The following is a 23,884-nucleotide window of genomic DNA, read 5'->3' as shown; positions in this document are numbered from 1 at the left end:
CCACGAGGAACCCATGAGCAGCACGGTCATCACCAACATCGCCAGCCTGGTCACCAACGATCCCTCCCTCGGTGACGCTTCTCCGCTCGGGCTGATCCAGGACGCGGCCGTCGTCATCGACGGCGACCGCATCGCGTGGACCGGTGAATCAAGCAAAGCACCCGCCACTGACAATCGGGTCGACGCCGGTGGCCGGGCGGTGATCCCGGGCTTCGTGGACTCCCACTCCCACCTCGTCTTCGCGGGCGACCGCACACAGGAGTTCAACGCCCGGATGTCGGGCCGCGGTTACTCGGCGGGCGGCATCCGTACGACCGTGGCGGCGACACGGGCCGCGACGGACGCGGAGCTGGAGGAGGGCCTCGTCCGCTACCTCGCCGAGGCTCTCCGCCAGGGCACCACCACGCTGGAGACGAAGTCCGGCTACGGCCTCACGGTCGAGGACGAGGCACGCGCCCTGCGCATCGCCGCCGCGCACACCGACGAAGTCACCTACCTCGGCGCGCACATCGTCTCCCCGGACTACGCCGACGACCCGGCCGCATACGTGGCCCTGGTCACCGGCGAGATGCTCGACGCCTGCGCGCCGCACGCCCGGTGGATCGACGTCTTCTGCGAGAAGGGCGCCTTCGACGGCGACCAGGCGCGCGCGATCCTCACCGCGGGCCGCGCGAAGGGCCTCCAGCCGCGCATCCACGCCAACCAACTGTCGTACGGCCCCGGCGTACAGCTCGCCGTCGAACTCGACGCGGCCAGCGCCGACCACTGCACCCACCTGACGGACGCGGACGTGGACGCGCTTGCGCACAGCCGTACGGTCGCCACGCTCCTGCCCGGCGCCGAGTTCTCCACCCGCGCCGAGTGGCCCGACGCCCGCCGCCTGCTGGACGCGGGCGTGACGGTGGCCCTGTCGACGGACTGCAACCCCGGCTCGTCCTTCACGTCCTCGGTGCCGTTCTGCATCGCGCTCGCCGTACGGGACATGCGGATGACCCCGGACGAGGCGCTCTGGTCGGCCACGGCGGGCGGAGCGAAGGCCCTGCGCCGCACGGACATCGGCCGCCTCACCCCCGGCGCGTACGCGGACCTGGCCCTCCTCGACGCACCGAGCCATGTCCACCTGGCCTACCGGCCGGGCGTCCCGCTGGTCAGCGGGGTGTGGCGGCGAGGAGTGCGCGAGATCTGACGTCGCGCGCGCCCCAGCGGTGCGCACACGTCACGGCCCCCGGTATGACGCCGGGGGCCGTGACGTGGTCGGGAAGTCGTCACTCCTCGAGCGTGAGTCCCTTCCGTAGGCGTACCAGCGTCCGGGACAGCAGGCGGGACACATGCATCTGGGAGATGCCCAGTTCGTCGCCGATCTCCGACTGGGTCATGTTCGCCACGAATCGCAGGGAGAGGATCTTGCGGTCGCGGTGCGGGAGTTCGGCGATCAGGGGCTTCAACGACTCGACGTACTCGATGCCTTCGAGGCCGTGGTCCTCGTAGCCGATGCGGTCCGCGAGTGCGCCCTCGGAGTCGTCCTCCTCGGGCTGCGCGTCGAGCGAACTCGCCGTGTAGGCGTTCGACGCCGCCATGCCCTCGATGACCTCGTCGTCCGAGAGGCCGAGGCGATGCGCCAACTCGGCCACGGTGGGGGCCCGATCGAGCTGCTGCGCCAGTTCGTCACCGGCCTTCGCCAGGTCGAGGCGGAGTTCCTGGAGCCTGCGCGGGACGCGTACGGACCACGACGTGTCGCGGAAGAAGCGCTTGATCTCGCCGATGATCGTCGGCATCGCGAAGGTGGGGAACTCGACGCCTCGGCTGAGTTCGAAGCGGTCGATCGCCTTGATCAGGCCGATCGTGCCGACCTGGATGATGTCCTCCATCGGTTCGCTGCGCGAGCGGAAGCGGGAGGCGGCGAACTTCACCAGGGCGAGGTTCAGTTCGACGAGTGTGTTGCGGACGTACGCGTAGTCGTGCGTGCCCTCTTCGAGAGACTCCAGCCGTTCGAAGAGCGTCTTGGACAGGGCCCGTGCGTCCACGGGGCCCACCTCGTCGTACGGGGGGATCTCCGGGAGTCCGGCGAGTGCGCCTTCCGTCGAGCCGTCCACGGGGTCGTGGTCCGGTCGTTGCGGTGAGGGTGCCGACGTCGCCCTCTGGGGCTGCGATGCGTCGAGCCGGGGTGACATGATGTCCTCCATCGTTCTCGGCGTATGGCCGCCGATGCCAATACGTGCAGTGCGGTGTGCGGCGCCTCCGAAGCCGGCCGTGTCGAGTAGGTGTCCCTACTAGCCCTACCCGGTTTCACAGGCCTGTCGCAAGTGAGCTCTGCGGTGAAATGTCCGAATTTGAGGGGTTGTTCGGGTGTCCGGGAGGTGTGAGGAAGGCGTAGTGTTCGATGGCGTCCAGCAACATCGACAACGGTCGGGAGAGAGACGGCATGGACCGCGGGACGGTCGGCAGCGCACAGTCGGGCCGGCTTCTGGTCGAGGTGCGGCAGGAGGGCACGAGCGCTGTTGTGACCCCGGCGGGTGAGCTGGATCACCACACCGCCGATCTGCTGCGCGAACCGCTCGAAGACTGCCTCGCCAAGGGGTTCTCACGGCTGGTCGTGAACTGTTCACGACTGGAGTTCTGTGACTCCACCGGACTCAACGTCCTGCTCGGCGCCCGGCTGAAGGCCGAGGCCGCGGGCGGCGGAGTCCATCTGGCGGGCATGCTGCCGGTGGTGGCCCGGGTGTTCGAGATCACCGGGGCGGAGGCCGTCTTCACCGTCCACGAGACGCTGGACGCGGCCCTGGCCGAGTAGCGCGGGGCCGGGGGGACGTGCCAGGTGTTCCCGAGTGATCGACGCGTTACGCGCGTCACAGTCACCGGTCGAATCCATGGGTGTTCCGGCGGTGCGCTCGGGCAGGAGACATGCTGAACAAGTCGGCAGCCGGGGGCGAAAGCCGCGATGAACAGGGCCCGAGCGAACGGCACGAGCAACAGGCGACGGAAACGTCGTTGATCTCCGTACTGAGTTTTGAATCGTGAACTGGTGAATCGGTGAGGTGAAGCGCTGATGAGCACCACCCGGCCCCACTCGCCGGGCGACCGCGGCCCTGAGCCCAGCGGCGCTTCCGGAACGCCCGCGGGGGACGACGAGGGCGCCTGCTCCGGCGTGCCCGCAGCGGCGGGGGAGCCCCCCTCCGGCCGACAGGTCCGCAGACTGAGCTTCGACGGCCGGAGCGGAGTCGTCCCGCTCGCCCGGGACTTCACCCGTCAGGCGCTGTACGCGTGGGGCTGGCTGCCCGCCGTCGGCGCCGACCGCAGGGCCGCCGCCGAGGACGTCCTGCTCGTCGTCTCCGAACTCGTCACCAACGCCTGTCTGCACGCCGAGGGCCCGGACGAGCTGTGGATCACGTGCGAGCGCAAGGTGCTGCGCCTCGAAGTCTCCGACAGGGGCGCGGGACTGCCCGCACCGCGCACCCCGCACCGCGCCGGACGCCCCGGCGGCCACGGCATGTTCATCGTCCAACGCCTGTGCCTGGACTGGGGAGTCGTACGGACCCCCGGGGTCGCGGGCAAGACGGTCTGGGCGGAACTCGGCGCACCCGCGTAAGCGCACCCGCGAGCACACCGTCGTACGCGTCGGCGGACCGTCGCCGAACGCCCGGAGGGCCACCGCATCCGAAGATGTGGTGGCCCTCCGTCGGTTCGGTCCGGCCGAGGAGACCTCAGCGGACGTCGCCCATGAGCTTCTTGACCTTGTTGCGGTACATCCACACCGCGACACCGGCGACCACGGCAAGCGCGGCCTCCAGGGCGACGAAGCCCCTCTTGTCGAGGTTGACCCCGCCGACGGCCGGGTTCGACAGCAGAGCGGTGATCGAGTCGCCCGCGGTGACCGCGAGGAACCAGACACCCATCATCTGCGAGGCGTACTTCTTCGGCGCCATCTTCGTCGTCACGGACAGACCCACCGGCGACAGCGTCAGCTCACCGACGGTCTGCAGGAAGTAGATACCGACCAGCCACAGCGCCGCGGCCTTGTGACCGCCGTCGGAGATCGCCAGCGGGGCGAGGAACACGAAGAACGACGCACCGACCAGGACCAGGCCCGACGTGAACTTCACGATCGTGCTCGGCTCCTTGCCGCGCCGGTTCAGCGCCAGCCACAGCCAGGCGAAGACCGGGGCCAGCGCCATGATCAGAACCGGGTTGACCGACTGGTACCAGGAGACCGGGAACTCCCAGCCGAAGATCGTGTTCTTGGCCGACGACTTGGCGAACAGCGCCAGCGTCGAACCACCCTGGTCGTAGATCATCCAGAAGACGGCGGCGGCGACGAAGAACCAGATGTACGCCCGCACCTTCGACCGCTCGTCGCCGTCGAGTTCCTTGTCGCGCAGGATCCGGGCGATGACCAGGATCGGCACGACCAGACCGATGACCGTCAGCGGGATGAGCGCCCAGTTCAGGGTGAAGTGGCCGGTGAAGCCGACGATGCCGTAGAAGACCGCGGCGACGACGAGCCACATCAGGCCCTTGCGCATCGTGGCGGACTTCTCCTCGGCCGACATCGGCGTCGGCACGACGCTGCTCCGCTCGTCCAGGTGACGGCCGCCGAGCAGGTACTGGCCGAGGCCGAGCGCCATGCCGAGCGCGGCGAGCGCGAAGCCCAGGTGCCAGTTGACGCTCTCACCGATGGTGCCGATGACCAGCGGCGCGACGAAGGCGCCCAGGTTGATCCCGATGTAGAAGATCGTGAAGCCACCGTCACGGCGCGGGTCGTCCGGGCCCTTGTAGAGGTGACCGACCATCGTCGAGATGTTGGCCTTCAGCAGACCCGAGCCGATGGCGACCAGCGCGAGGCCGGCGAAGAAGACACCCGCGGACGGCAGGGCCAGCGTCAGGTGACCCAGCATGATGATGACGCCCGCCACCGCGACCGTCTTGCGCGGACCGAGGACGCGGTCGGCGAACCAGCCGCCCGGCAGCGCCAGCAGGTACACGAGGGACAGGTACACCGCGTAGATCGCGGACGCGGTGGCCGCGTTCATGTGCAGGCCGCCCGGCGCCACCAAGTACAGCGGGAGCAGGGACCTCATGCCGTAGTAGGAGAACCGCTCCCACATCTCGGTCATGAAGAGAGTGGCCAGTCCGCGGGGGTGGCCGAAGAAGGTCTTCTCGGAACCGGGTGTGCCCGGTCGGACCGAGTCCTTCGTCAGGCTGGACGCCATGGGTCGTTCCTTGCTGGTCGGGACGCGCGGCTGGAGCGTTGCGCGCCCGGTGGGGGGAGGCCGGCACCGGCGGTGTCGGTCGTCCACCCCACGCCCAGGGGTCTGCGCTCCGGATCACGAAGCGACGGACGGCGACCACCGGGATCCACGCTCCGCACGCGTCGTTGCGTGCGGGGCCCGGCCACAGGTCATTCCTTGTCGAGGCTGGTGAGAACCAGCCCGCACGCAAAAGAGACCTTCAGCGTCATGTGCTCGCCAAAGGTCTCCAATGGTGCTACAGGCGTTCTGGTCACCATACGGCATGACAGTAGCGGACATGGAAGAACCTGAGACGTGAATCACAGGTGATGTCGGAACCACGGACATGTATTCGAAGGTCCCTGACGGGATGACACCTCAGAGGCGCAGGCACCGCTTCTCCACCTTGCCAGACTGCGGTCCGGCACCCGTCGCGGTGGGGGCGCCCGAAGAGTCCCGAGTAAGAACCCGCGTGCGCCGATCACACCCGCCATCACCCCCTTGCGCCCCGCGCGGGCGGACTACCATCACCCCATGACCCGTGTACTGCTCGCCGAGGACGACGCGTCCATCTCTGAGCCACTGGCCCGTGCCCTTCGACGCGAGGGCTATGAGGTCGAGGTGCGTGAGGACGGACCCAGCGCGCTCGACGCCGGTATGCAGGGCGGCGTCGACCTGGTCGTGCTGGACCTGGGGCTGCCCGGCATGGACGGCCTGGAGGTGGCCCGCCGGCTGCGCGCCGAGGGCCATACGGTCCCGATCCTCATCCTGACCGCGCGCGCCGACGAGGTGGACACCGTCGTCGGCCTCGACGCGGGCGCCGACGACTACGTCACCAAGCCCTTCCGGCTCGCCGAACTGCTCGCCCGGGTCCGGGCGCTGCTGCGGCGCGGCGCCACCGAGCCCGCGCAGCCGCCCGCCACGCACGGCGTGCGCATCGACGTCGAGTCGCACCGCGCGTGGATGGGCGACGAGGAGCTCCAGCTCACCGCCAAGGAGTTCGACCTGCTGCGGGTCCTCGTCCGGGACGCGGGCCGGGTCGTCACCCGCGACCAGTTGATGCGCGAGGTCTGGGACACGACCTGGTGGTCCTCCACCAAGACCCTGGACATGCACATCTCCTGGCTCCGCAAGAAGCTCGGCGACGACGCGGCGAACCCGCGCTACATCGCGACGGTACGAGGCGTGGGCTTCCGCTTCGAGAAGAGCTGACGCGGGGCATCGGCAGCACGGCACGGGCGTCCCGAAAGGGCGCCTCCCCGTTCGGGGCACACTGGTCCATGTCATGCCATCGCCCGGAGGGCCCCCGTGCGCCGTCGTCTCATCCAGTCCACCCTCGCCGTCGTCCTCGTGGTGATCGCCGTCTTCGGCGTCTCCCTCGTGATCGTCGAGACCCGAACGATCAGCAGCAGCGCCCAGGAGCGCGTCGAGTCCGAGGCGCTGCGGCTCGCCAGCATCGTGGACAGCCGTCTCCTCAGTAACGAGGACGTCAAGAGCGCGCTCTTCAGGGACCAGGTCACCGGCGACAAGTACGCCGAGATCGACATCCCCGGCAAGCCGACCCTCAAGGTCGGCACCAGGCCCGTCGGCGATGTGATCCGGGCCACGGCCCAGGGCGAGGAGGGCGAGACCGTCCGGGTCGAGCAGGCCCGCTCCACCGTCACCCGCGAGGTCGGCCGCACCCTGCTGATCATCGCCCTGGTCGCCCTGCTCGCGATCATCGCCGCAGTGCTGCTCGCCGTACGCCAGGCCAACCGCCTCGCCTCACCGCTCACCGACCTCGCCGAGACCGCGGAACGCCTCGGCTCCGGCGATCCGAGGCCGCGGCACAAGCGCTACGGCGTCCACGAGCTGGACCGGGTGGCCGATGTCCTCGACTCCTCCGCCGAGCGGATCGCGCGCATGCTGACGGCCGAGCGGCGTCTGGCCGCGGACGCCTCGCACCAACTGCGGACGCCTCTGACCGCGCTCTCCATGCGCCTGGAGGAGATCACCCTCACCGACGACCCGGACACGGTGAAGGAGGAGGCGACCATCGCGCTCACGCAGGTGGAGCGGCTCACGGACGTGGTGGAGCGGCTCCTCACCAACGCCCGCGACCCGCGTACCGGCTCCGCCGTCTCCTTCGACCTCGACGAGGTCATCCAGCAGCAGATCGCCGAATGGCGCCCCGCCTACCGCAGCGCGGGCCGGGCGATCGTCAGCTCCGGCAAACGGCATCTGCGGGCCGTGGGCACCCCCGGCGCGGTCGCCCAGGTCCTGGCGGCGCTGATCGAGAACTCGCTCATGCACGGCGGCGGTACGGTCGCGCTGCGCACCCGCGTCACCGGCAACCAGGCGGTCGTGGAGGTCACCGACGAGGGTCCGGGCGTGCCGCCCCAGCTCGGTTCCCGCATCTTCGAGCGCGCCATCAGCGGCCGCAACTCCACCGGCATCGGCCTGGCGGTCGCCCGCGACCTCGCGGAGGCCGACGGCGGCCGTCTGGAGATGCTCCAGACCACGCCCCCGGTCTTCGGCCTGTTCCTGTCCCGTACGCCGCTGAAGGCGCCGCTGGAGGGCGAGGAGCAGGAGCGGACGGTCAGGTAGCCGTCAGCGGGCGCTCAGCGGTGGACGCGCCGCACTTCCTGCTGCACCTGCACCTGCACCTGCACCTGCGCCTGCGCCGCGAGCAGGGACTCCGCGCCCTCCACGGTCTCGCGCACCGGCAGGGCCCTGAAGACCCACGTCCGGTACGACCAGAAGCGGAACAGCGTCCCGAGGCCGATCCCGACGAACTTGAAGATGTTGCTCTGCAGCGGGCTGTCCCAGCCGAAGCCGTACGTCGCCACGAACAGCACGCCGTTCTCGATCACCAGGCCCGCCGCGCTGAACAGCAGGAACAGCGTCATCTCGCGGGTCCGGCCGCCCTTGTCGCGGTCCCGGTAGGCGAAGTAGCGGAACCCGATGTAGTTGAAGACGATCGCGACGACGGTGGCGACGACGCTGGCCCGGACCACCTGGAGCCCGGTGGTGTGCCGCACCAGGTTGAACACGAGCATGTTGACCAGCAGGCCCGCCCCGCCGACCGCGCCGAACTTGGCGATCTCGCGGATCAGTACGTCGAGCCGCCCGCGCACCCCGCTGTGGGGCTCGCCGTTCAGGCCCGTGGAACCACTGCCCATCGTGTTGCCAGCCCCCGTCGGATCGGTCGTGCCGTTCGGTCGTGTCGGTCGTGTCGTCGGTCGTATCGGCCGTCGGCTTCCTGGCCGAAGGAATACGTCAACTCCGCCATGCTAACCAGCGGCTGTGGGCGCCGCCCGCGGCCGTGTGCATGAGGACGGAAAGAATGCGGTCACGGGGGTGAGAAGGGGACGGAACCGGTCACATGTGGCCTCGAATCGTGCCCGAGGAGACAACATCCGGCCATCTCGGCGTGACGGATACCCTGGGGGCGTGACGTTCCCGGTAGTCGGCATGATCGGTGGGGGCCAGCTCGCCCGTATGACCCACGAGGCAGGCATCCCGCTCGGCATCAAGTTCAAGCTTCTCAGTGACACTCCACAGGACTCCGCGGCACAGGTCGTAGGCGACGTCGTCATCGGCGACTACCGCGACCTGGCGACGCTGCGCGCCTTCGCCCAGGGCTGCGACGTGATCACGTTCGATCACGAGCATGTGCCCACCGAGCACCTACGGGCCCTGGAGGCCGACGGCATCCCCGTCCGCCCCGGCCCGGACGCGCTCGTGCACGCCCAGGACAAGGGCGTGATGCGGGCCAGGCTCGACGCGATCGGGGTGCCGTGTCCGCGCCACCGCATCGTGAGCGACCCGGAGGACGTCGCCGCCTTCGCCGCCGAGCTCGCGGGCGACGGCGCGGCGGACGGCTTCCCGGTCGTCCTCAAGACGGTCCGCGGCGGCTACGACGGCAAGGGCGTGTGGGTCGTACGCTCCGCCGAGGAGGCCGCCGAGCCGTTCCGCGCCGGTGTCCCCGTCCTCGCCGAGGAGAAGGTCGACTTCCTGCGGGAGCTGGCCGCCAACGTCGTACGGTCGCCGCACGGCCAGGCCGTGGCCTACCCCGTCGTGGAGTCGCGGCAGGTGGGCGGGGTCTGTGACACCGTGATCGCACCGGCCCCCGACCTCGATGACGAACTGGCGCTCCAGGCCGAGGAGTTGGCCCTGCGGATCGCCCAGGAACTCGGCGTCGTCGGCCATCTCGCTGTCGAGCTGTTCCAGACCCGCGACGGACGCATCCTCGTCAACGAACTGGCGATGCGCCCGCACAACTCGGGCCACTGGACCCAGGACGGCGCGATCACCTCCCAGTTCGCCAACCACGTCCGCGCCGTCCTCGACCTCCCGCTCGGCGACCCGCGCCCGCGCGCCGACTGGACCGTCATGGTCAACGTCCTCGGCGGCGACTACCCGGACATGTACTCCGCGTATCTGCACTGCATGGCCCGCGATCCGCAGCTCAAGATCCACATGTACGGCAAGGACGTGAAGCCCGGCCGCAAGGTCGGACATGTCAACACCTACGGCGACGACCTTGACGACGTGCTGGAACGCGCCCGTCACGCTGCCGGCTATCTGAGAGGCACCATCACCGAATGAGCCCTGCCCGCCCGTCACCCGACCACCGCCCCTCAACGAGCGCTGACGCGCGCCCCCTTCCGTCGGTGGGCATCGTCATGGGGTCGGACTCCGACTGGCCCGTCATGGAGGCCGCCGCCAAGGCCCTCGCCGAGTTCGAGATCGCGTACGAGGTCGGCGTCGTCTCCGCGCACCGCATGCCGCACGAGATGATCGCGTACGGCGAGAACGCCGCCGAGCGCGGGCTGAAGGCCGTCATCGCGGGCGCGGGCGGCGCCGCCCATCTGCCCGGCATGCTCGCCTCCGTCACCCCGCTGCCGGTCATCGGCGTCCCGGTCCCGCTCAAGCATCTGGACGGCATGGACTCGCTGCTGTCGATCGTGCAGATGCCGGCCGGTGTCCCGGTGGCGACGGTCTCGGTGGGCGGTGCCCGCAACGCGGGCCTGCTGGCGGCCCGCATCCTCGCCGCGCACGACGAGGAACTCCTGCAGAAGATGCGGGACTTCCAGCGGGACCTGAACGACCAGGCCACCGAGAAGGGCAAGCGCCTGCGCACCAAGGTCGAAGGCTCCGGCAACTTCGGCTTCGGAACGGGTAAGTGACCACGATGACCTCACTTGACCAGGCCCGCGCCCTGCTGCGCGAGTTCCCCGTCGTCGACGGCCACAACGACCTGCCCTGGGCGCTGCGCGAGCAGGTCCGCTACGACCTCGACGCCCGCGACATCGCCGGACCGCAGCACGCGCATCTGCACACGGACATCCCCCGGCTGCGCGAAGGCGGCGTCGGCGCGCAGTTCTGGTCGGTGTACGTCCGCAGCGACCTGCCCGACGCGGTGCCCTCGACGCTGGAACAGATCGACTGCGTACGGCAGTTGATCGACCGCTACCCGGCCGACCTGCGCCTGGCCCTGACCGCCGCCGACATGGAGGCGGCGCGCGCGGAGGGCCGTATCGCGTCCCTCATGGGCGCGGAGGGCGGCCACTCGATCGCGGGCTCCCTCGGCACGCTCCGGGGCCTGTACGAGCTGGGTGTGCGCTATATGACCCTCACCCACAACGACAACGTCTCGTGGGCGGACTCGGCGACCGACGAACCGAAGGTCGGCGGACTGTCCGAGTTCGGCCGCGAGGTGGTCCGGGAGATGAACCGCCTCGGCATGCTCGTCGACCTCTCGCATGTCGCGGCGACGACGATGCGGGCCGCGCTGGACACCACGGCCGCGCCGGTGATCTTCTCCCACTCCTCCTCCCGGGCCGTGTGCGACCACCCGCGCAACATCCCGGACGACGTCCTCGAACGCCTCCCCGCCAACGGCGGTGTGGCGATGGTGACGTTCGTACCGAAGTTCGTGCTCCAGGCGGCGGTGGACTGGACGGCCGCGGCCGACGAGAACCTGCGGGCCCACGGCTTCCACCACCTCGACTCGTCCGACGAGGCGATGAAGGTCCACCACGCCTTCGAGGAGACCCACCCGCGCCCGATCGCGACGGTCTCGACGGTCGCCGACCACCTGGACCACATGCGCGAGGTGGCGGGCGTCGACCACCTCGGCATCGGCGGCGACTACGACGGCACGACCTTCACCCCCGACGGCCTCGCCGACGTCTCCGGCTACCCCAACCTGATCGCGGAACTGCTGGACCGCGGCTGGTCCACCACCGACCTGGCCAAGCTGACCTGGCAGAACGCGGTCCGCGTCCTGGGCGCGGCCGAGGACGTGGCCCGCGACCTGCGCACCCGCCGGGGCCCGTCGAACGCGACACCGGAGGACCTGGACGGCTGACGCACACACATGACAGGAGCGGGGCACCCTACGGGGTGCCCCGCTCCTGCGTCCGGAGCCACAACGGGCCGTGGGCTACGGGCAGGTTGTGCGCATGGACGCAGCCCGTCGGCGGGCGATGCCCCACAGTCCCCGGCGCCATGCGATCACGACAACGACCCGCTGGTCGTGGCAGCCTGCCCCGTCACCGCGACAGCAGGGTGTGGATCTGGCGGGGCTTGACTTCGCGCTCGTCGAAGTCGACGGCCGAGCCCAGCTCCTGGGCCACGGCGGCGAACGCCGCCTGGAACGCCTGCTGGGACTCGAACTCTCCGGTGGTGACGACGGCGTCACCCTCGGGGGTGACCCAGGGCTCGGCGCGCAGGAATCCCGGCTGCGAGGCCAGCACCTCGCGGACCTGATGGGTGCGGCCGACGAACTCCTCCAGATGCTCGGGCCTGGGGTAGTGGAAGGCGACGAAGCCAAACGACATGGCGATCCCCCTTTGAGGTATACGCTTACGTATAACAGCAGGTTAGACTTGTTGTACGGTTCCGTACAACAAGCGGAGGAGTGAGGCGGGTCACATCATGGGTTCGTTGCGCACACCGCGCGAGAAGTGGGTCGAGGAGGGCCTGCGGGCGCTGGCGTCAGGCGGCGTGGACGCCGTGCGCGTCGAGGCCCTGGCCAAGTCCCTAGGTGTGACCAAGGGCGGGTTCTACGGCTACTTCGCCGACCGCGACGCGCTGCTGAAGGGAATGCTGGACACCTGGGAGCGGGAGGCCATCGACGACGTCCTCGACCAGATCGAGAGCGAGGGTGGAGACATCCTGGACAAGGCCTTCCTGGCCGGGCAGCTCACCTTCTCCGACCGCCTGTGCCCCATCGATCTGGCCATCCGCGACTGGGCTCGCCGCGACCCGTCCGTCGCCGAGCGCCTGCGCCGCGTGGACAACGCGCGCATGGGCCTGCTGCGCGAGGCGATCGGCACCGTCTGCACCGACCCGGACGAGATCGAGGCCCGCAGCGTGCTGGCGTTCTGTGCGGCCATCGGGAGCCACTTCCTTGCCGCCGACCACCCTGGCCGCACCCGTGCCCAGGTTCTCGCCCGCGTCGGCGACCTCATCCTCAACCGCCCGCCCGCCAGCCCCGCCCAGTGACCTCACGGTCCCGGTTCTGTCAGCCGTGATCGCTTCTTGATGACGCGGCAGGAACTGGCACGGCCCCCGGCGTCATGCCGGGGGCCGTGATGTTCGTGCAGGACCTGCGAAGTAGCTTCTGACCTGCAAAGACCCTGCTAGGGAAGGTTCCCTGCTAGGGAAGGTTCCTGGCCATCACGATCCGCTGAACTTGGTTCGTGCCCTCATAAATCTGCGTGATCTTCGCGTCGCGCATCATGCGCTCCACCGGGTAGTCACGGGTGTAGCCGTAGCCGCCGAGGAGTTGGACCGCGTCCGTGGTGACCTCCATCGCCACGTCCGAGGCGAAGCACTTCGCGGCGGCGCCCTGGAAGGTCAGGTCGGCATCGCCGCGCTCCGACTTGGCCGCCGCGGCGTAGGTGAGCTGGCGGGCGGCCTCGATCTTCATCGCCATGTCGGCGAGCATGAACTGGATGCCCTGGAAGTCGGCGATCGGCTTGCCGAACTGCTTGCGCTCCTTGACGTAGCCCTTGGCGTAGTCGAAGGCGCCCTGGGCGACACCGAGGGCCTGGGCCGCGATGGTGATGCGGGTGTGGTCCAGGGTCTTCATCGCCGTGGCGAAGCCCGTGCCCTCCTCGCCGATCATGCGGTCGGCCGGGATGCGCACGTTGTCGAAGTAGACCTCACGGGTCGGCGAGCCCTTGATGCCGAGCTTCTTCTCCGGGGCGCCGAAGGAGACGCCCGGGTCCGACTTCTCGACGACGAAGGCCGATATGCCCTTGGACCGCTTGGTGGGGTCGGTCACCGCCATGACCGTGTAGTACTCGGAGACGCCCGCGTTGGTGATCCAGCGCTTGACGCCGTTGAGGATCCAGTGGTCGCCGTCGCGGACCGCCTTGGTCTTCATACCGGCCGCGTCGGAGCCCGCGTCCGGCTCGGACAGGCAGTACGAGAACATCGCGTCGCCCTTGGCCAGCGGGCCCAGGTACTTCTTCTTCAGCTCCTCGGAGCCGGAGAGGATCACCGGCAGGGAGCCCAGCTTGTTCACGGCCGGGATCAGGGAGGAGGACACGCAGGCGCGGGCCACCTCCTCGATCACGATGACCGTGGCGAGCGCGTCGGCGCCCGCGCCGCCGTACTCCTCGGGCACGTGCACCGCGTGCAGGTCGTTCGCGACGAGGGCGTCCAGCGCCTCCTGCGGGAAGCGGGCCTCCTCGTCCACCGCGGTGGCGTGCGGCGCGATCTTCGCCTCGGCCAGCGAGCGGATGGCGTCGCGGAGCATGTCGTGCTCCTCGGACGGGCGGTACAGGTCGAAGTCAGCCGATCCGGCCAAGGTCTCTCACGCTCCAGGGACGCTCTGACGAACTGGGTGATGGCGCTAATTACCGTTAAGTAACCCAAATCTTAGGGGCCCGCCCACGTCAGTGATACGTGAGCTTGGCGACAGCGGGAAGCGTGCCCCGTCAGCGGCCCGACTATGCTCGGGCCCGCACTGACGACGGACTCTTCTCTGGAGCACGCATGGCCCTCAAGATCACCGTGATCGGTACTGGTTACCTCGGCGCCACGCACGCCGCGGCCATGGCCGAGCTGGGATTCGAGGTGCTGGCGCTCGATGTGGTCCCGGAGAAGATCGAGCGGCTCCAGCGGGGCGAGGCCCCGATGTACGAGCCCGGTCTCGAGGAGTTGCTGCGCAAGCACGTGGCGGGTCTGGAAGGGGCCACCGGGCGGCTGCGGTTCACCCTGGACTGGGCCGAGCTGGCCGACTTCGGCGATGTCCACTTCGTCTGTGTGAACACCCCGCAGAAGCACGGCGAGTACGCCTGCGACATGTCGTACGTCGACGCCGCGATCGCCTCGCTCGCGCCGCATCTGAAGGCCCCGGCCCTCGTCGTCGGCAAGTCGACCGTGCCCGTGGGCTCCGCGGACCGCCTCGCCGCCTACCTCGCCGAGCACGCGCCCGCGGGCGCGGACGCCGAGCTGGCCTGGAACCCCGAGTTCCTGCGCGAGGGCTTCGCCGTGCAGGACACGCTGCACCCCGACCGCGTCGTCGTCGGGGTGCGCAGCGAGCACGCCGAGAAGCTGCTGCGCGAGGTCTACGCGACCCCGCTCGCCGAGGGCTCGCCCTTCGTCGTCACCGACTTCCCGACCGCCGAGCTGGTGAAGACCTCCGCCAACTCCTTCCTCGCCACGAAGATCTCCTTCATCAACGCGATGGCGGAGGTCTGCGAGGCCGCCGGCGGTGACGTGGCCAAGCTGGCGGAGGCGATCGGGCACGACGACCGGATCGGCAGCAAGTTCCTGCGCGCCGGGATCGGCTTCGGCGGCGGCTGTCTGCCGAAGGACATCCGGGCCTTCATGGCGCGCGCGGGCGAGCTGGGCGCCGACCAGGCGCTGACGTTCCTGCGCGAGATCGACTCCATCAACATGCGCCGCCGCGGCCAGATGGTGGAGATGGCGCGTGAGGCGCTCGGCGGCGGCTCGTTCCTCGGCAAGCGCGTCGCGGTCCTCGGCGCGACGTTCAAGCCCGACTCGGACGACGTACGCGACTCGCCCGCGCTGAACGTCGCCGGGCAGATCCACCTCCAGGGCGGTCAGGTCACGGTCTACGACCCCAAGGGCATGGACAACGCCCGCAAGGTGTTCCCGACGCTCGGATACGCCGCGACGGCCCTGGACGCCGTGCGCGGCGCCGATGTGGTGCTGCACCTCACGGAGTGGCGCGCGTTCCGCGAGCTGGACCCGGCGGAGCTGGGCGAGGTGGCCGCCACCCGCACGATCCTCGACGGCCGCAACGCGCTCGACGCCGAGCTGTGGCGCGGCGCGGGGTGGACGTACCGGGCGATGGGTCGCCCGACCGCGTAGGCGGACTCGAACAGAGGGCGCCGGTCCGGCTGAGAGGACCGGCGCCCCGGCGCACCCTCGCGAGGCGACCGAGCGCCCGACTCCCCGCCGCCCGCGGCTACTTGGCCCGGTAGCGCCGCATCTTCGCCCGCGCCCCGCACGTCGACATCGAGCACCAGCGGCCCCTCCCGGCCGGGCTGCGGTCGTAGTACGCCCAGTGGCACTCGGGCAGTTCGCAGGCCTTCAGACGCAGCCAGGTGCCCGCGGTGAGCGCCTGGGCGACGGCGGCGGCGACGCGGGAGAGCAGGGGGCCCTCGTCGACGGGCGCGAGGCGCGCCGAGCCGTCCCGCTCGTCGACGGCCACGTACAGCGGTGCCCGCGCCAACAGGACGTTGAGAGGCGTCACTTCGCGGTGCGGGGGATGGCCCGCGTGGGCCAGGCAGGCGGCCCGCAGCGACTCCCGCAGGGCCCGTACGTCCGCCAGGTCCTCCTCCGTGACGCCGAACTCGGCGCGTCCCTCGGCGGTGTCCAGGCGGTCCGCGCCCGAGAGCAGGTCCACGGTGTTGACCAGGGCCTCCACCAGGGCGAGACCACCGGGCGCGGCGGCTCTGTCACTCATGTCTGCCACCACTCATGTCTGCGACCTCATGCGCGTGACGTTACCTCTCGAATTCCCCTTGCGACGTTACCCCTCATGCGCCAGCATGGGGTAACCGTTACCGGTTGCCCATCGCTACGGGTAACTCCGACTCGGAGGAGGCACAGCATGGCTCTCGCCACACTGGGCATCGTCGCCCTGGACTGTCCCGACCCCCGCGCGCTCGCGGGGTTCTACGCCGAGGTGCTCGGCGGCACGGTGGAGGGCGACGGTGAGTGGGTCGAGCTGAAGGTGGGCGACCGCCGGACGCTGGCGTTCCAGGCCGCGCCCGGCCACGTACCGCCGAAGTGGCCGGGCAGCGACGGCGCGCAGCAGTTGCATCTGGACCTCGACGTCGACGACCTGGACGAGGCCGAGCGGGGCGTTCTCGCGCTCGGCGCCCGCCCGTTGGACACGGAGGACCGCTCGCGCTCCTGGCGGGTGTACGCGGACCCGGCGGGCCACCCGTTCTGCCTCTGCGCCTGCTGAGAACCCGACAGGGCCCCGCCGAACGCGATCGCTCGGCGGGGCCCTGCGTGACGTACGGACACCGGGGTCAGTTCCCCGACACCGTCACCTTCTCGTCGTTCTTCAACTCATCCACCAGCGTCTTGACCTTGGCCTTGTCCCAGACCAGATTGCCGCCGGTCGAGCCCGAGATGGGCATGTTCATCGAGGTCCCGTCACCGCCGGTGACGCCCTTCATCGACCAGAACATGTCGGCCAGGTCCCACAGGCTCATGTCCTTGTCGACGATCAGCGAGTCCAGGCCCGCGCCCATCGTCGGGTAGAGCTTGAAGGGGTTGAGGACGGTCGACGGGGTGGCGACCTCATGGGCCAGCGCCGACAGGAACTTCTGCTGGTTCTTGGTGCGTTGCAGGTCACTCGCCGCGAAGGCGTGCCGGGTACGGACGAAGGCGAGGGCCTGCTCGCCGTTCAACGTCTGCTTGCCCGCCTCGAAGTCGGCGCCCGACCACTTGTCCTTGAAGCCCTTGTCGATGGTCATCTCGACACCGCCGACCGCGTCCACGATGTTCGCGAAGCCGCCGAAGCCGATCTCCGCGTAGTGGTCGATCCGCAGCCCGGTGTTGAACTCGACGGTGCGGACCAGGAGTTCGGGGCCGTCGGTCGCGTACGCCGCGTTCAGCTTCGTATGGCGGCCGGTGCCCTGGTAGAGCTTGCCCGAGGAGGAGCCCTTGAACGACGGTATCTCCACGTCCGAGTCACGCGGCAGGGATATCAGCGTCGAGCCGTTGTCGCCGGTGTGCAGGATCATCATGGTGTCCGTGCGCTTGCCCTCGGCGGAGCCAGTGTGGAGCTTCTTCTTGTCCTCGCTCGACATGCCGTCGCGGCTGTCGGAGCCGACGATCAGGTAGTTGGTGCCCTCGCCGCCCTCGGGCCGGTCGATCACCTTCGAGAGGTCCACGTCCCGGTGGAGCTTGGAGTCGGCCCAGAAGTACGTGGCCACCGACGTCACCACGAACACGGTGACGACCGTGATCGCGGTCCACTTGATCCGGCGGCGCCAGTTGGGCGCCGGGCGCGTCCCCCCGGAGCCGCCGGGCGGCGGTCCGCCGTAGACCTGCCCGGTGTTGTAGCCGCTGTCGTAGGAGCCGTGTCCCTGGTCGTCGTTCGCATACCTCGGCTGCCGCGGCACCCCGCCGTGCGGCGGCGCCGAACGGGGGCCGCCCGGCCCGCCGGGTGTGCGCCGCACCTGACGCATCACGCGTGCACCCTCGGGGTGCGCGCTGCCGCTGCCGCGTCCGTATCGGTTGCCGCGACTGTCGTCGGACGATCCCTCGGGCCAATCGTTCATGCGCCACAGTGTGCCGGGTCCGACGGTGCACCTTACAAGGGGCCGGGGGAAACCGGACCAGGGCTGTTGCGAAGCCGACACAAACGCCCCGGGTGCGGAAGCGGCATAAGGTGGAGGGCATGACAGACCAGCCCCCCGCCCCAGACTCTGACATTCCGGACGGCATAGCGCGTGACCTGCCCGGGAAGCCGACATCGGCGTCGCGTACGACGCTGTCGCACATCATGACGGCGAACGAGACGAACCTGCTCGGGACCGTCCATGGTGGCGTGATCATGAAGCTTGTCGACGACGCGGCCGGGGCGGTCGCGGGTCGTCATTCGGGCGGACCCGCGGTGACGGCGTCCATGGACGAGATGGCGTTCCTCTCCCCGGTCCGGGTAGGCGACCTCGTCCACGTGCACGCCCAGTGCAACTGGACGGGGCGGACGTCCATGGAGATCGGCGTCCGCGTGATGGCGGAGCGCTGGAACGAGTCGACTCCGGCGCAGCAGGTCGGATCGGCGTACCTGGTGTTCGCCGCGGTCGACGCGGACGGGAAGCCGCGGGCGGTGCCGCAGGTGATCCCGGAGACCGAGCGGGACAAGCGGCGCTACCAGGAAGCGCAGATCCGCCGCACACACCGCCTTGCCCGACGGCGCGCCATCATGGAACTCCGCGAGCAGAGCACGGCCGAGGGCCTCGGCGACTGACGTACGGCGCCCCGGTGCCTCCAGGGGCGTGGCGGGTCGGCCCGGGGTCTCCCATCGATCAGCCACCCCCGGTGCGGTCTCCCCGTACGGCGCGGACCAGGAGCGTGCCTGTGGTGCGCTGGTCCTGTTCAGGGGCCGGGAGCACGGTCGCGGTCGCCTCGGGGAACCCGTACTCCTTGAGGAGCGAACACCAGGTGTCGGGCTGGTAGTCCCACCGCTTCACGACGGCGGGGTCCTCCTCGGGGCCGCGAGGGATGTACGACACCTGGCATCCGTAGCAGCCTTCGACAGGGGGCCGCTGGGAGAAGCCGAACACACCGCCCGGCTTGAGGGCGGCGTGCACGACCGGCAACAGGAGAGCGGGGTCGGTGAACCACACGACGCCGAAGACGCTGAAGACCGAGTCGAAGATCGTGCAGGTCTCGCCGAGGTAGGCCAGGGCTTCGCCCTGGTGCGGCTCCATGCCGTCCACGTCCGGCCACCGCTCGCGGGCCTTGTGGAGCTGCTTCGCGGAGATGTCCACGCCGACGGCCTTCATGCCGAGGGTGGCAAGGTGAGCGAGGTTCCCGCCGGACCCGCAGCCGAGGTCGAGCACGGTGTCACCGGGGGTGAGTGCCAGCAGCTCGGCACCGGGGCCGTGGTCGGCGTACTGAGTCCAGTTGAACCAGGTGGTCTCCCCCTTGGCGTTGGTCCGCCTTCGCTGGGGCTTGCTCTGCGCATAGGTGTCCCATGCACAGCGACTGTCAGTCATCGGTGTCCGTTTCGGGCACAAGCATTTACCCGACTGGGCAAGCCAGTTCAGAGTTCGCCCGGTTCGGGGAACAGGTCACCACTGCCACGGACAGGTACGAGGGACGTTCCAGATAGAAGCCGTACGACACATCAGTACCTGAGTGCAGTTGTTCGGCGGCGATGTTCACCAGCCGGGCCAGTCGCGCGGTGTCTCGGTCCGTCTCTGATGTGAACCGAGGCGCGTACTCGGCCAGTTGCTCACCGAGCCATGACGCGGCCTCCTTCGCCTCCTCCCACGTGCCACGAACCAAGGAGCGCGGCTTGATCAGCCAGTACGCCGTTTCCAGCGGCGGCAGATCGGAGGTGGGGAACTGTGCGGCTACCTCGCGGTACCGCTGCATCAGATCCGGCCTGCTTCCGGCAGGGCCCAGGCGTCGTCGCCGATGCGGGCCAGGGTCACGCACGACTCGCCGTCAGGGTGGGTATTGCCCCCGCACGCCTTCACGAACGAGGCTCCGTTGATATCGAGCTTGTACAGATCACTTCCGTTCAGCATCACTGCACCTTCCTGCTCAGCTGATCGCGGCCATGACTGACCGCCGCCGCCCGTGCCGGGCGGGAGTCAAAGGGGGATGGAGCACACTTCAGGTGCTGGAGCGCTTGCCAGAGCCGGTACAGCGCCAGCACTCGCAGGGAGGCCACGCGTTCGTCATCAGAGGCGGGAGGCCGTCGGTAACGAATACGGCCTGCTCGGAATCCCAGGTCTGAACCCCGGCCCGGGTACCGGCCGGATGGTCAGTCGGTCCATGGGATCTCCGCCCATACGAACTTCCCAAGGGGCCGGTCGCCGCACCCCCACGACTTCGGACACAGCGCGTCGGGGATGACCAGACCGCGCCCACGGTCCCGCTCGGCGGACGCGAGCCGGTGACGGGGCACGCGGCGCACGGGGTCGTGTACCTCGACGCGGGTCCGGTCGGTCTTGGCGGCGAGGACGAGTTGAATCATGTCCCCGGGCTCGGTGCCGTACCGGTAGGCGTTGGTGACCAGTTCGCTCGTCACCAGGACGACAGCGTCAACGTGGGCTTCCGGCAGGCCCGGTGAGTGGTACCCGATGAACTCGCGTACGAACGCACGGGCTTGGCCGACCGACTGGGGTTCGCTCGCCAGTAACAGCATGGGCGGGGGGCCGTCGGGCGGTGGGCAACATGCGGGCAGCAGTGCTCGTAATGGATCGATCATGCATGTCCCCTCACGGGTAAGTGCCGTGTCTCGGAGGCTACTTCGCAATGACTGTCACGGCACGATCACGTCTCGTGACGGAAGATTGCACCCGTGACGCACGCTTCCGCAAGCCATATCACTCGATCGTAGAAATTTGCACGCGTTGCTGGGATGAGGGTTTGGCATGTGGAGTACGCAGGTGACAGTCGATGACGCCGCACGGCAAACTGTCGGGCAGGACACCCAACGGGAGGGACACGACGTGAGTGCGCCTACAGTGCGTCGTCGGCGCCTCGGTGCGAAGCTGCGCGCATTGCGCGGCGACCGCACTCTTGATGAGGTGGCGGAGAAGTCCCGGGGTCGGTTCGTGTCCTCGAAGTTGTCGAGGATCGAGACGGCCAAGTCCGCAGCCAAGGCGAAGGACATCGAGGATCTGCTTGCCCTGTATGCCGAGTTGGGCGAGAACCTGAACGACGAACTGTGCGCTGCCCTGGTTACCTTGACCAAGGAAGGTGCACAGCGCGGTTGGTGGCACTCGTACCGCGGTGTACTCACTCCGGTGTATGAAGACCTGATCAGTCTGGAAGCTGACGCGATATCGGTCTCTACCTGGCAGATAGGCCTGATCCCTGGATTGCTCCAGACTGCGGAGTACGCACAGGAGATCATCCGGGCAACCGCGATGTCCGAAGCGGTCGAGGCGCGCGTCGATGCCCTCGTCGAGGTACGGCTCGCGCGTCAGGCGGTGCTCACCCGAGACAACCCGCTCGCCTTGTGGGCGATCATCGGCGAGGCTGCCCTACGGTCGACCTCGCAGGTTGATGGCTTGATGCATGAGCAGCTTGGTCGGCTCCTCACCATAGGGAAACGACCGAACGTGAACATCCAAGTGCTGCCGGTGAGTGCCCCGTTGCACGTCGGCCTGACGGGGAGCTTCACCATTTTGGGTTTCGGTCCGCATGCTGACTTGGACGTCGTGCACAGCGAGGCGCTTACGGCTGCGTTGTACATCGAGGAACAGGACAAGGTGGCTGCTCACCGGGATTCCTGGCAGCGGATGACCTCCGCAGCACTCTCGGTCGAGGCATCGGCCGAGTTGATCAATGAGATTAGGAAGAAGAGCAAATGAGGCATGTTGACGATGCGTCGTCTCTCCCGGTGAGCTGGTGGAAATCGTCGGCGTCTGCGGCGCAGTCGGACTGCGTCGAGTGCGGGATCGTTGATGCTGACACGGTCGCCGTTCGGGACAGCAAGAACCCGAACGGGCCTGCGCTGCTACTCGACCGTGGGCGACTGGCCGCGTTCGTCGGCGCGGTTGCCGCTGGCGAGTTCGGTAACGTCGCGTAGCGCGTATGAAGCCGCAATGACGGCCTGTTCCCAGGGGCTTCTGAGGTAGCGGGGAGCCATGACAAGCGTTGAGAACGCCGAGTGGTTCAAGTCGGGCCACAGCAACGGCAACTGCGTCGAGGTGGCGTACCTCGATGACGCGGTTGCCACGCGCGACAGCAAGGAGCAGGCGGGGCCGGTTCTGACCAGCAGTTTCGAGGGGTGGCAAGCATTCATCGGAAGCGTGGTCGAGGGCGAGCTGTAGGCACGGCCCGCGGTGATCCGGACGGCAAGTGCCCGGGAGCAACGCGCCCCCGTACAGCCGTAGATGGCCGTACGGGGGGCGTTGTCGGTCAGGTTGGGCGGTGCGGAACTAGGAACACGCCACCTGGTCCCCGGTCAGTACCGGTTGCTGCTCCTGTGGCTGGGTCGGGCGTACCGGTCGTACCTTCGCCCCGTCCGTCCCCACGATCAGTCTCAGCGTCGGGCCCTGGCCGGGCGTCGGGCGGAGTTCGCTGCCCGGCAGGGCCGTTGCCAGGGCCGTCGCCGAGCGGTTCCAGCGTGGGTCGTAGACGATCACCGTGTGCCCGGCGGCGTGGTTCGGCAGGTCGGTCGGCTGACCGACGACCCGGAACCCGGTGGCCGTGAGCGCGTCGGACAGCCGCTTGCCCGCGTCCTTCGCGTCCGTGCCGTTCTCCACCCGTACCCGGATCTGCCGCGGGTCGACGTCCACGGGCACCGCGGCCGGGCCCTGTTCCCGCGGCCGGGGCGGGGCGAGCGGCTTGTCGTCGCGCAGCGCCCGGAAGAGCGCGCCCGCCTTCGCCTCGTCCCACTTCACCGTGGAGCCGAGGCCCTTGACCTCGTAGTCCACCTGCTGGAGCGGTACGGTCGCGAACTCCGACGAGTGCGGGGTGAAGTGCCGCATCGCCCGCCCCAGATCGAGCATGTCGTCCGTCTCGAAGCCCAGGTCGGCGCGGACCGAGCCGAGTACGGCCTGGGTCACGTCCCGGAACTTCATCGGGTTCAGCAGCACACCCGAGGAGGTCGCCCGGTCCAGCAGCGCCGCCACGAACGTCTGCTGCCGCTGCATCCGCCCCACGTCCGAGGCCCCGTCGACGTGCCGGGAGCGTACGTACTGCAACGCCTGTCCACCGCCGAGCAGATGTCTGCCCGCGGGCAGGTCGAGCCCGGTGTAGGCGTCCTTCATCGACTGCGGCGTACAGATCCGTACGCCGCCGAGGACGTCCACGGTCTTCATGAAGCTGACGAAGTCGACCTCCAGATAGTGGTCGATCTTGAGGTGGGTCATCTCCTCGATCGTGCGCACGGTCAGGTTCGGGCCGCCCTCCGCGTACGCCGCGTTCAGCCTGATCGGATGGGGGCCGTGGCGCTGCCCGGTCGTGCGGTCGGTGTGCTCCGGCAGCCGGGTGTAGGAGTCGCGCGGCAGGCTCACGACGGTGGCCCGGTCCCGGTCCGCCGAGAGGTGCACGATCATGATCGTGTCCGTGCAGTTGCAGGGCGTGCCGCCGAGGCGGTACGCGCGCCGGTCCTCCTCCGTGATCCCGTCCCGGCCGTCGGTGCCGACCAGCAGTACGTTCATGCCGTGGCCCGCGGCGGGACGGTTCTTCATGTCCTTGAAGGGGTCGACCCGGGCGATGTCCTGGTCAAGGCCGGTGAGCACCGCGTGCCCGATACCGGCCGCGGCGAGGACCATCATGGAGAACGACGTGACCGTCCGCGCGGCCCAGCGGGACCTCTTCCGGACGGGCGTCCGGCGGGCAGGGGAGCGGCGGTCGGGCACGGTGCGCACGGGCGGGCGGGTCGGCGTAGGCACGGGGGAGACCTCCGCGAGGCTGGGCGTGGATCCGCGAGCACCGTAGGCCCATACGATCGGTGGCCCTCGGCGGCGCCCGGG

26 protein-coding genes and 1 pseudogene are annotated in these 23,884 nt (G+C 69.3%); 15 read left to right on the top strand and 12 right to left on the bottom strand.

The window, feature by feature from the left end; translation table 11 throughout:
* Window positions 1-13: 13 nt before the first annotated feature.
* Entirely contained in the window at window positions 14-1,186 is a 1,173-nt protein-coding gene (gene hutI, locus NGF19_RS25740) for an imidazolonepropionase (RefSeq protein ID WP_252427801.1), read from the top strand.
* Window positions 1,187-1,265: 79 nt separating this feature from the next.
* On the opposite strand, the gene NGF19_RS25735 is transcribed toward hutI, so the two are convergent.
* Window positions 1,266-2,183, bottom strand: a complete 918-nt coding sequence (locus NGF19_RS25735) for an RNA polymerase sigma factor SigF (protein ID WP_252427800.1) — start codon at window positions 2,181-2,183, stop codon at window positions 1,266-1,268.
* Window positions 2,184-2,422: 239 nt separating this feature from the next.
* Between NGF19_RS25735 and NGF19_RS25730 the strand changes: the two genes are divergently transcribed.
* Both NGF19_RS25730 and NGF19_RS25725 read left to right on the top strand, forming a co-directional pair.
* Complete coding sequence (locus NGF19_RS25730) at window positions 2,423-2,791, top strand: STAS domain-containing protein (RefSeq protein WP_252427823.1); 369 nt, start codon at window positions 2,423-2,425, stop codon at window positions 2,789-2,791.
* Window positions 2,792-3,046: 255 nt separating this feature from the next.
* Window positions 3,047-3,586 carry an ATP-binding protein gene (locus NGF19_RS25725; protein ID WP_252427799.1) on the top strand — a complete coding sequence of 180 codons (540 nt, stop codon included), beginning with the start codon at window positions 3,047-3,049 and terminating at the stop codon, window positions 3,584-3,586.
* A 115-nt stretch (window positions 3,587-3,701) separates the two neighbouring features.
* On the opposite strand, the gene NGF19_RS25720 is transcribed toward NGF19_RS25725, so the two are convergent.
* Window positions 3,702-5,207: a peptide MFS transporter gene (locus NGF19_RS25720; RefSeq protein WP_252427797.1), complete on the bottom strand. Its 1,506-nt coding sequence runs from the start codon at window positions 5,205-5,207 to the stop codon at window positions 3,702-3,704.
* A gap of 552 nt (window positions 5,208-5,759) precedes the next feature.
* Between NGF19_RS25720 and NGF19_RS25715 the strand changes: the two genes are divergently transcribed.
* Together NGF19_RS25715 and NGF19_RS25710 are read left to right on the top strand one after the other, a co-directional pair.
* Window positions 5,760-6,437, top strand: a complete 678-nt coding sequence (locus NGF19_RS25715) for a response regulator transcription factor (RefSeq protein WP_071368616.1) — start codon at window positions 5,760-5,762, stop codon at window positions 6,435-6,437.
* Window positions 6,438-6,533: 96 nt separating this feature from the next.
* Window positions 6,534-7,811, top strand: a complete 1,278-nt coding sequence (locus tag NGF19_RS25710; RefSeq protein ID WP_252427796.1) for a sensor histidine kinase — start codon at window positions 6,534-6,536, stop codon at window positions 7,809-7,811.
* A gap of 14 nt (window positions 7,812-7,825) precedes the next feature.
* Here NGF19_RS25710 and NGF19_RS25705 read toward each other — a convergent pair whose 3' ends face one another.
* Window positions 7,826-8,386 (bottom strand): GtrA family protein, encoded by a 561-nt coding sequence (locus NGF19_RS25705; protein WP_252427794.1) that lies wholly within the window; start codon window positions 8,384-8,386, stop codon window positions 7,826-7,828.
* 271 nt (window positions 8,387-8,657) lie between these two features.
* Between NGF19_RS25705 and NGF19_RS25700 the strand changes: the two genes are divergently transcribed.
* The 3 genes from NGF19_RS25700 (at window position 8,658) to NGF19_RS25690 (ending at window position 11,580) form a co-directional block, all read left to right on the top strand.
* Window positions 8,658-9,815, top strand: coding sequence for a 5-(carboxyamino)imidazole ribonucleotide synthase (locus NGF19_RS25700; protein WP_252427792.1), 1,158 nt, complete (start codon window positions 8,658-8,660; stop codon window positions 9,813-9,815).
* A gap of 77 nt (window positions 9,816-9,892) precedes the next feature.
* Window positions 9,893-10,396 (top strand): 5-(carboxyamino)imidazole ribonucleotide mutase, encoded by a 504-nt coding sequence (gene purE / locus NGF19_RS25695; protein ID WP_372505849.1) that lies wholly within the window; start codon window positions 9,893-9,895, stop codon window positions 10,394-10,396.
* Window positions 10,397-10,401: 5 nt separating this feature from the next.
* Complete coding sequence (locus NGF19_RS25690; protein ID WP_252427789.1) at window positions 10,402-11,580, top strand: dipeptidase; 1,179 nt, start codon at window positions 10,402-10,404, stop codon at window positions 11,578-11,580.
* Between the two features lie 184 nt (window positions 11,581-11,764).
* Here NGF19_RS25690 and NGF19_RS25685 read toward each other — a convergent pair whose 3' ends face one another.
* On the bottom strand, window positions 11,765-12,052 hold the full coding sequence (locus NGF19_RS25685) for an antibiotic biosynthesis monooxygenase (protein ID WP_252427788.1): 288 nt from the start codon (window positions 12,050-12,052) through the stop codon (window positions 11,765-11,767).
* Between the two features lie 97 nt (window positions 12,053-12,149).
* On the opposite strand from NGF19_RS25685, the gene NGF19_RS25680 reads away from it, so the two are divergent.
* Window positions 12,150-12,719, top strand: a complete 570-nt coding sequence (locus NGF19_RS25680; protein ID WP_252427786.1) for a TetR/AcrR family transcriptional regulator — start codon at window positions 12,150-12,152, stop codon at window positions 12,717-12,719.
* Between the two features lie 154 nt (window positions 12,720-12,873).
* On the opposite strand, the gene NGF19_RS25675 is transcribed toward NGF19_RS25680, so the two are convergent.
* Entirely contained in the window at window positions 12,874-14,031 is a 1,158-nt protein-coding gene (locus NGF19_RS25675) for an acyl-CoA dehydrogenase (RefSeq protein ID WP_289737923.1), read from the bottom strand.
* 188 nt (window positions 14,032-14,219) lie between these two features.
* Here NGF19_RS25675 and NGF19_RS25670 point away from each other — a divergent pair, with 188 nt between their 5' ends.
* Window positions 14,220-15,563 carry a UDP-glucose dehydrogenase family protein gene (locus NGF19_RS25670; RefSeq protein WP_252427784.1) on the top strand — a complete coding sequence of 448 codons (1,344 nt, stop codon included), beginning with the start codon at window positions 14,220-14,222 and terminating at the stop codon, window positions 15,561-15,563.
* A gap of 97 nt (window positions 15,564-15,660) precedes the next feature.
* Here the strand turns inward: NGF19_RS25670 and NGF19_RS25665 are convergent, their stop codons facing one another.
* Complete coding sequence (locus NGF19_RS25665; protein WP_252427782.1) at window positions 15,661-16,161, bottom strand: CGNR zinc finger domain-containing protein; 501 nt, start codon at window positions 16,159-16,161, stop codon at window positions 15,661-15,663.
* Between the two features lie 147 nt (window positions 16,162-16,308).
* On the opposite strand from NGF19_RS25665, the gene NGF19_RS25660 reads away from it, so the two are divergent.
* Entirely contained in the window at window positions 16,309-16,668 is a 360-nt protein-coding gene (locus tag NGF19_RS25660; protein WP_252427781.1) for a VOC family protein, read from the top strand.
* 67 nt (window positions 16,669-16,735) lie between these two features.
* Here NGF19_RS25660 and NGF19_RS25655 read toward each other — a convergent pair whose 3' ends face one another.
* The gene (locus NGF19_RS25655) at window positions 16,736-17,995 is read right to left on the bottom strand and encodes an LCP family protein (RefSeq protein WP_252427779.1); all 1,260 of its coding nucleotides are present in this window, start codon (window positions 17,993-17,995) and stop codon (window positions 16,736-16,738) included.
* 119 nt (window positions 17,996-18,114) lie between these two features.
* Between NGF19_RS25655 and NGF19_RS25650 the strand changes: the two genes are divergently transcribed.
* Window positions 18,115-18,687 (top strand): acyl-CoA thioesterase, encoded by a 573-nt coding sequence (locus NGF19_RS25650; RefSeq protein WP_252427777.1) that lies wholly within the window; start codon window positions 18,115-18,117, stop codon window positions 18,685-18,687.
* Between the two features lie 58 nt (window positions 18,688-18,745).
* Here the strand turns inward: NGF19_RS25650 and NGF19_RS25645 are convergent, their stop codons facing one another.
* The 4 genes and pseudogenes from NGF19_RS25645 to NGF19_RS25630 form a co-directional block, all read right to left on the bottom strand.
* Window positions 18,746-19,438, bottom strand: coding sequence for a class I SAM-dependent methyltransferase (locus tag NGF19_RS25645; RefSeq protein ID WP_252427775.1), 693 nt, complete (start codon window positions 19,436-19,438; stop codon window positions 18,746-18,748).
* Between the two features lie 25 nt (window positions 19,439-19,463).
* Window positions 19,464-19,883: a hypothetical protein gene (locus NGF19_RS25640; protein WP_372505845.1), complete on the bottom strand. Its 420-nt coding sequence runs from the start codon at window positions 19,881-19,883 to the stop codon at window positions 19,464-19,466.
* Window positions 19,826-19,975 (bottom strand): annotated as a pseudogene (locus NGF19_RS25635) (DUF397 domain-containing protein); the annotation flags it as partial. The pseudogene NGF19_RS25635 and the gene NGF19_RS25640, both read right to left, overlap by 58 nt.
* Window positions 19,976-20,214: 239 nt before the next feature.
* The gene (locus NGF19_RS25630) at window positions 20,215-20,661 is read right to left on the bottom strand and encodes an ATP-binding protein (RefSeq protein ID WP_252427774.1); all 447 of its coding nucleotides are present in this window, start codon (window positions 20,659-20,661) and stop codon (window positions 20,215-20,217) included.
* 244 nt (window positions 20,662-20,905) lie between these two features.
* On the opposite strand from NGF19_RS25630, the gene NGF19_RS25625 reads away from it, so the two are divergent.
* The 3 genes from NGF19_RS25625 to NGF19_RS25615 are packed head-to-tail and all read left to right on the top strand — an operon-like array spanning window position 20,906 to window position 22,234.
* The gene (locus NGF19_RS25625; RefSeq protein ID WP_308288545.1) at window positions 20,906-21,772 is read left to right on the top strand and encodes a DUF5753 domain-containing protein; all 867 of its coding nucleotides are present in this window, start codon (window positions 20,906-20,908) and stop codon (window positions 21,770-21,772) included.
* The gene (locus NGF19_RS25620; RefSeq protein WP_252427771.1) at window positions 21,769-21,990 is read left to right on the top strand and encodes a DUF397 domain-containing protein; all 222 of its coding nucleotides are present in this window, start codon (window positions 21,769-21,771) and stop codon (window positions 21,988-21,990) included. Before NGF19_RS25625 ends, NGF19_RS25620 begins: the two co-directional genes overlap by 4 nt.
* Window positions 21,991-22,048: 58 nt before the next feature.
* A complete protein-coding gene (locus NGF19_RS25615; protein ID WP_252427770.1) occupies window positions 22,049-22,234 on the top strand; it encodes a DUF397 domain-containing protein in 186 nt (61 codons plus the stop codon).
* A 108-nt stretch (window positions 22,235-22,342) separates the two neighbouring features.
* Here NGF19_RS25615 and NGF19_RS25610 read toward each other — a convergent pair whose 3' ends face one another.
* Window positions 22,343-23,803, bottom strand: a complete 1,461-nt coding sequence (locus NGF19_RS25610) for an LCP family protein (protein ID WP_443735603.1) — start codon at window positions 23,801-23,803, stop codon at window positions 22,343-22,345.
* Window positions 23,804-23,884 lie beyond the last annotated feature (81 nt).

Source organism: Streptomyces macrolidinus (assembly GCF_023887685.1).
GTDB lineage: Bacteria > Actinomycetota > Actinomycetes > Streptomycetales > Streptomycetaceae > Streptomyces > Streptomyces macrolidinus.
The sequence above is the reverse complement of the archived record's forward strand: the minus strand, read 5'-3'. Positions and strand labels throughout refer to the sequence as shown.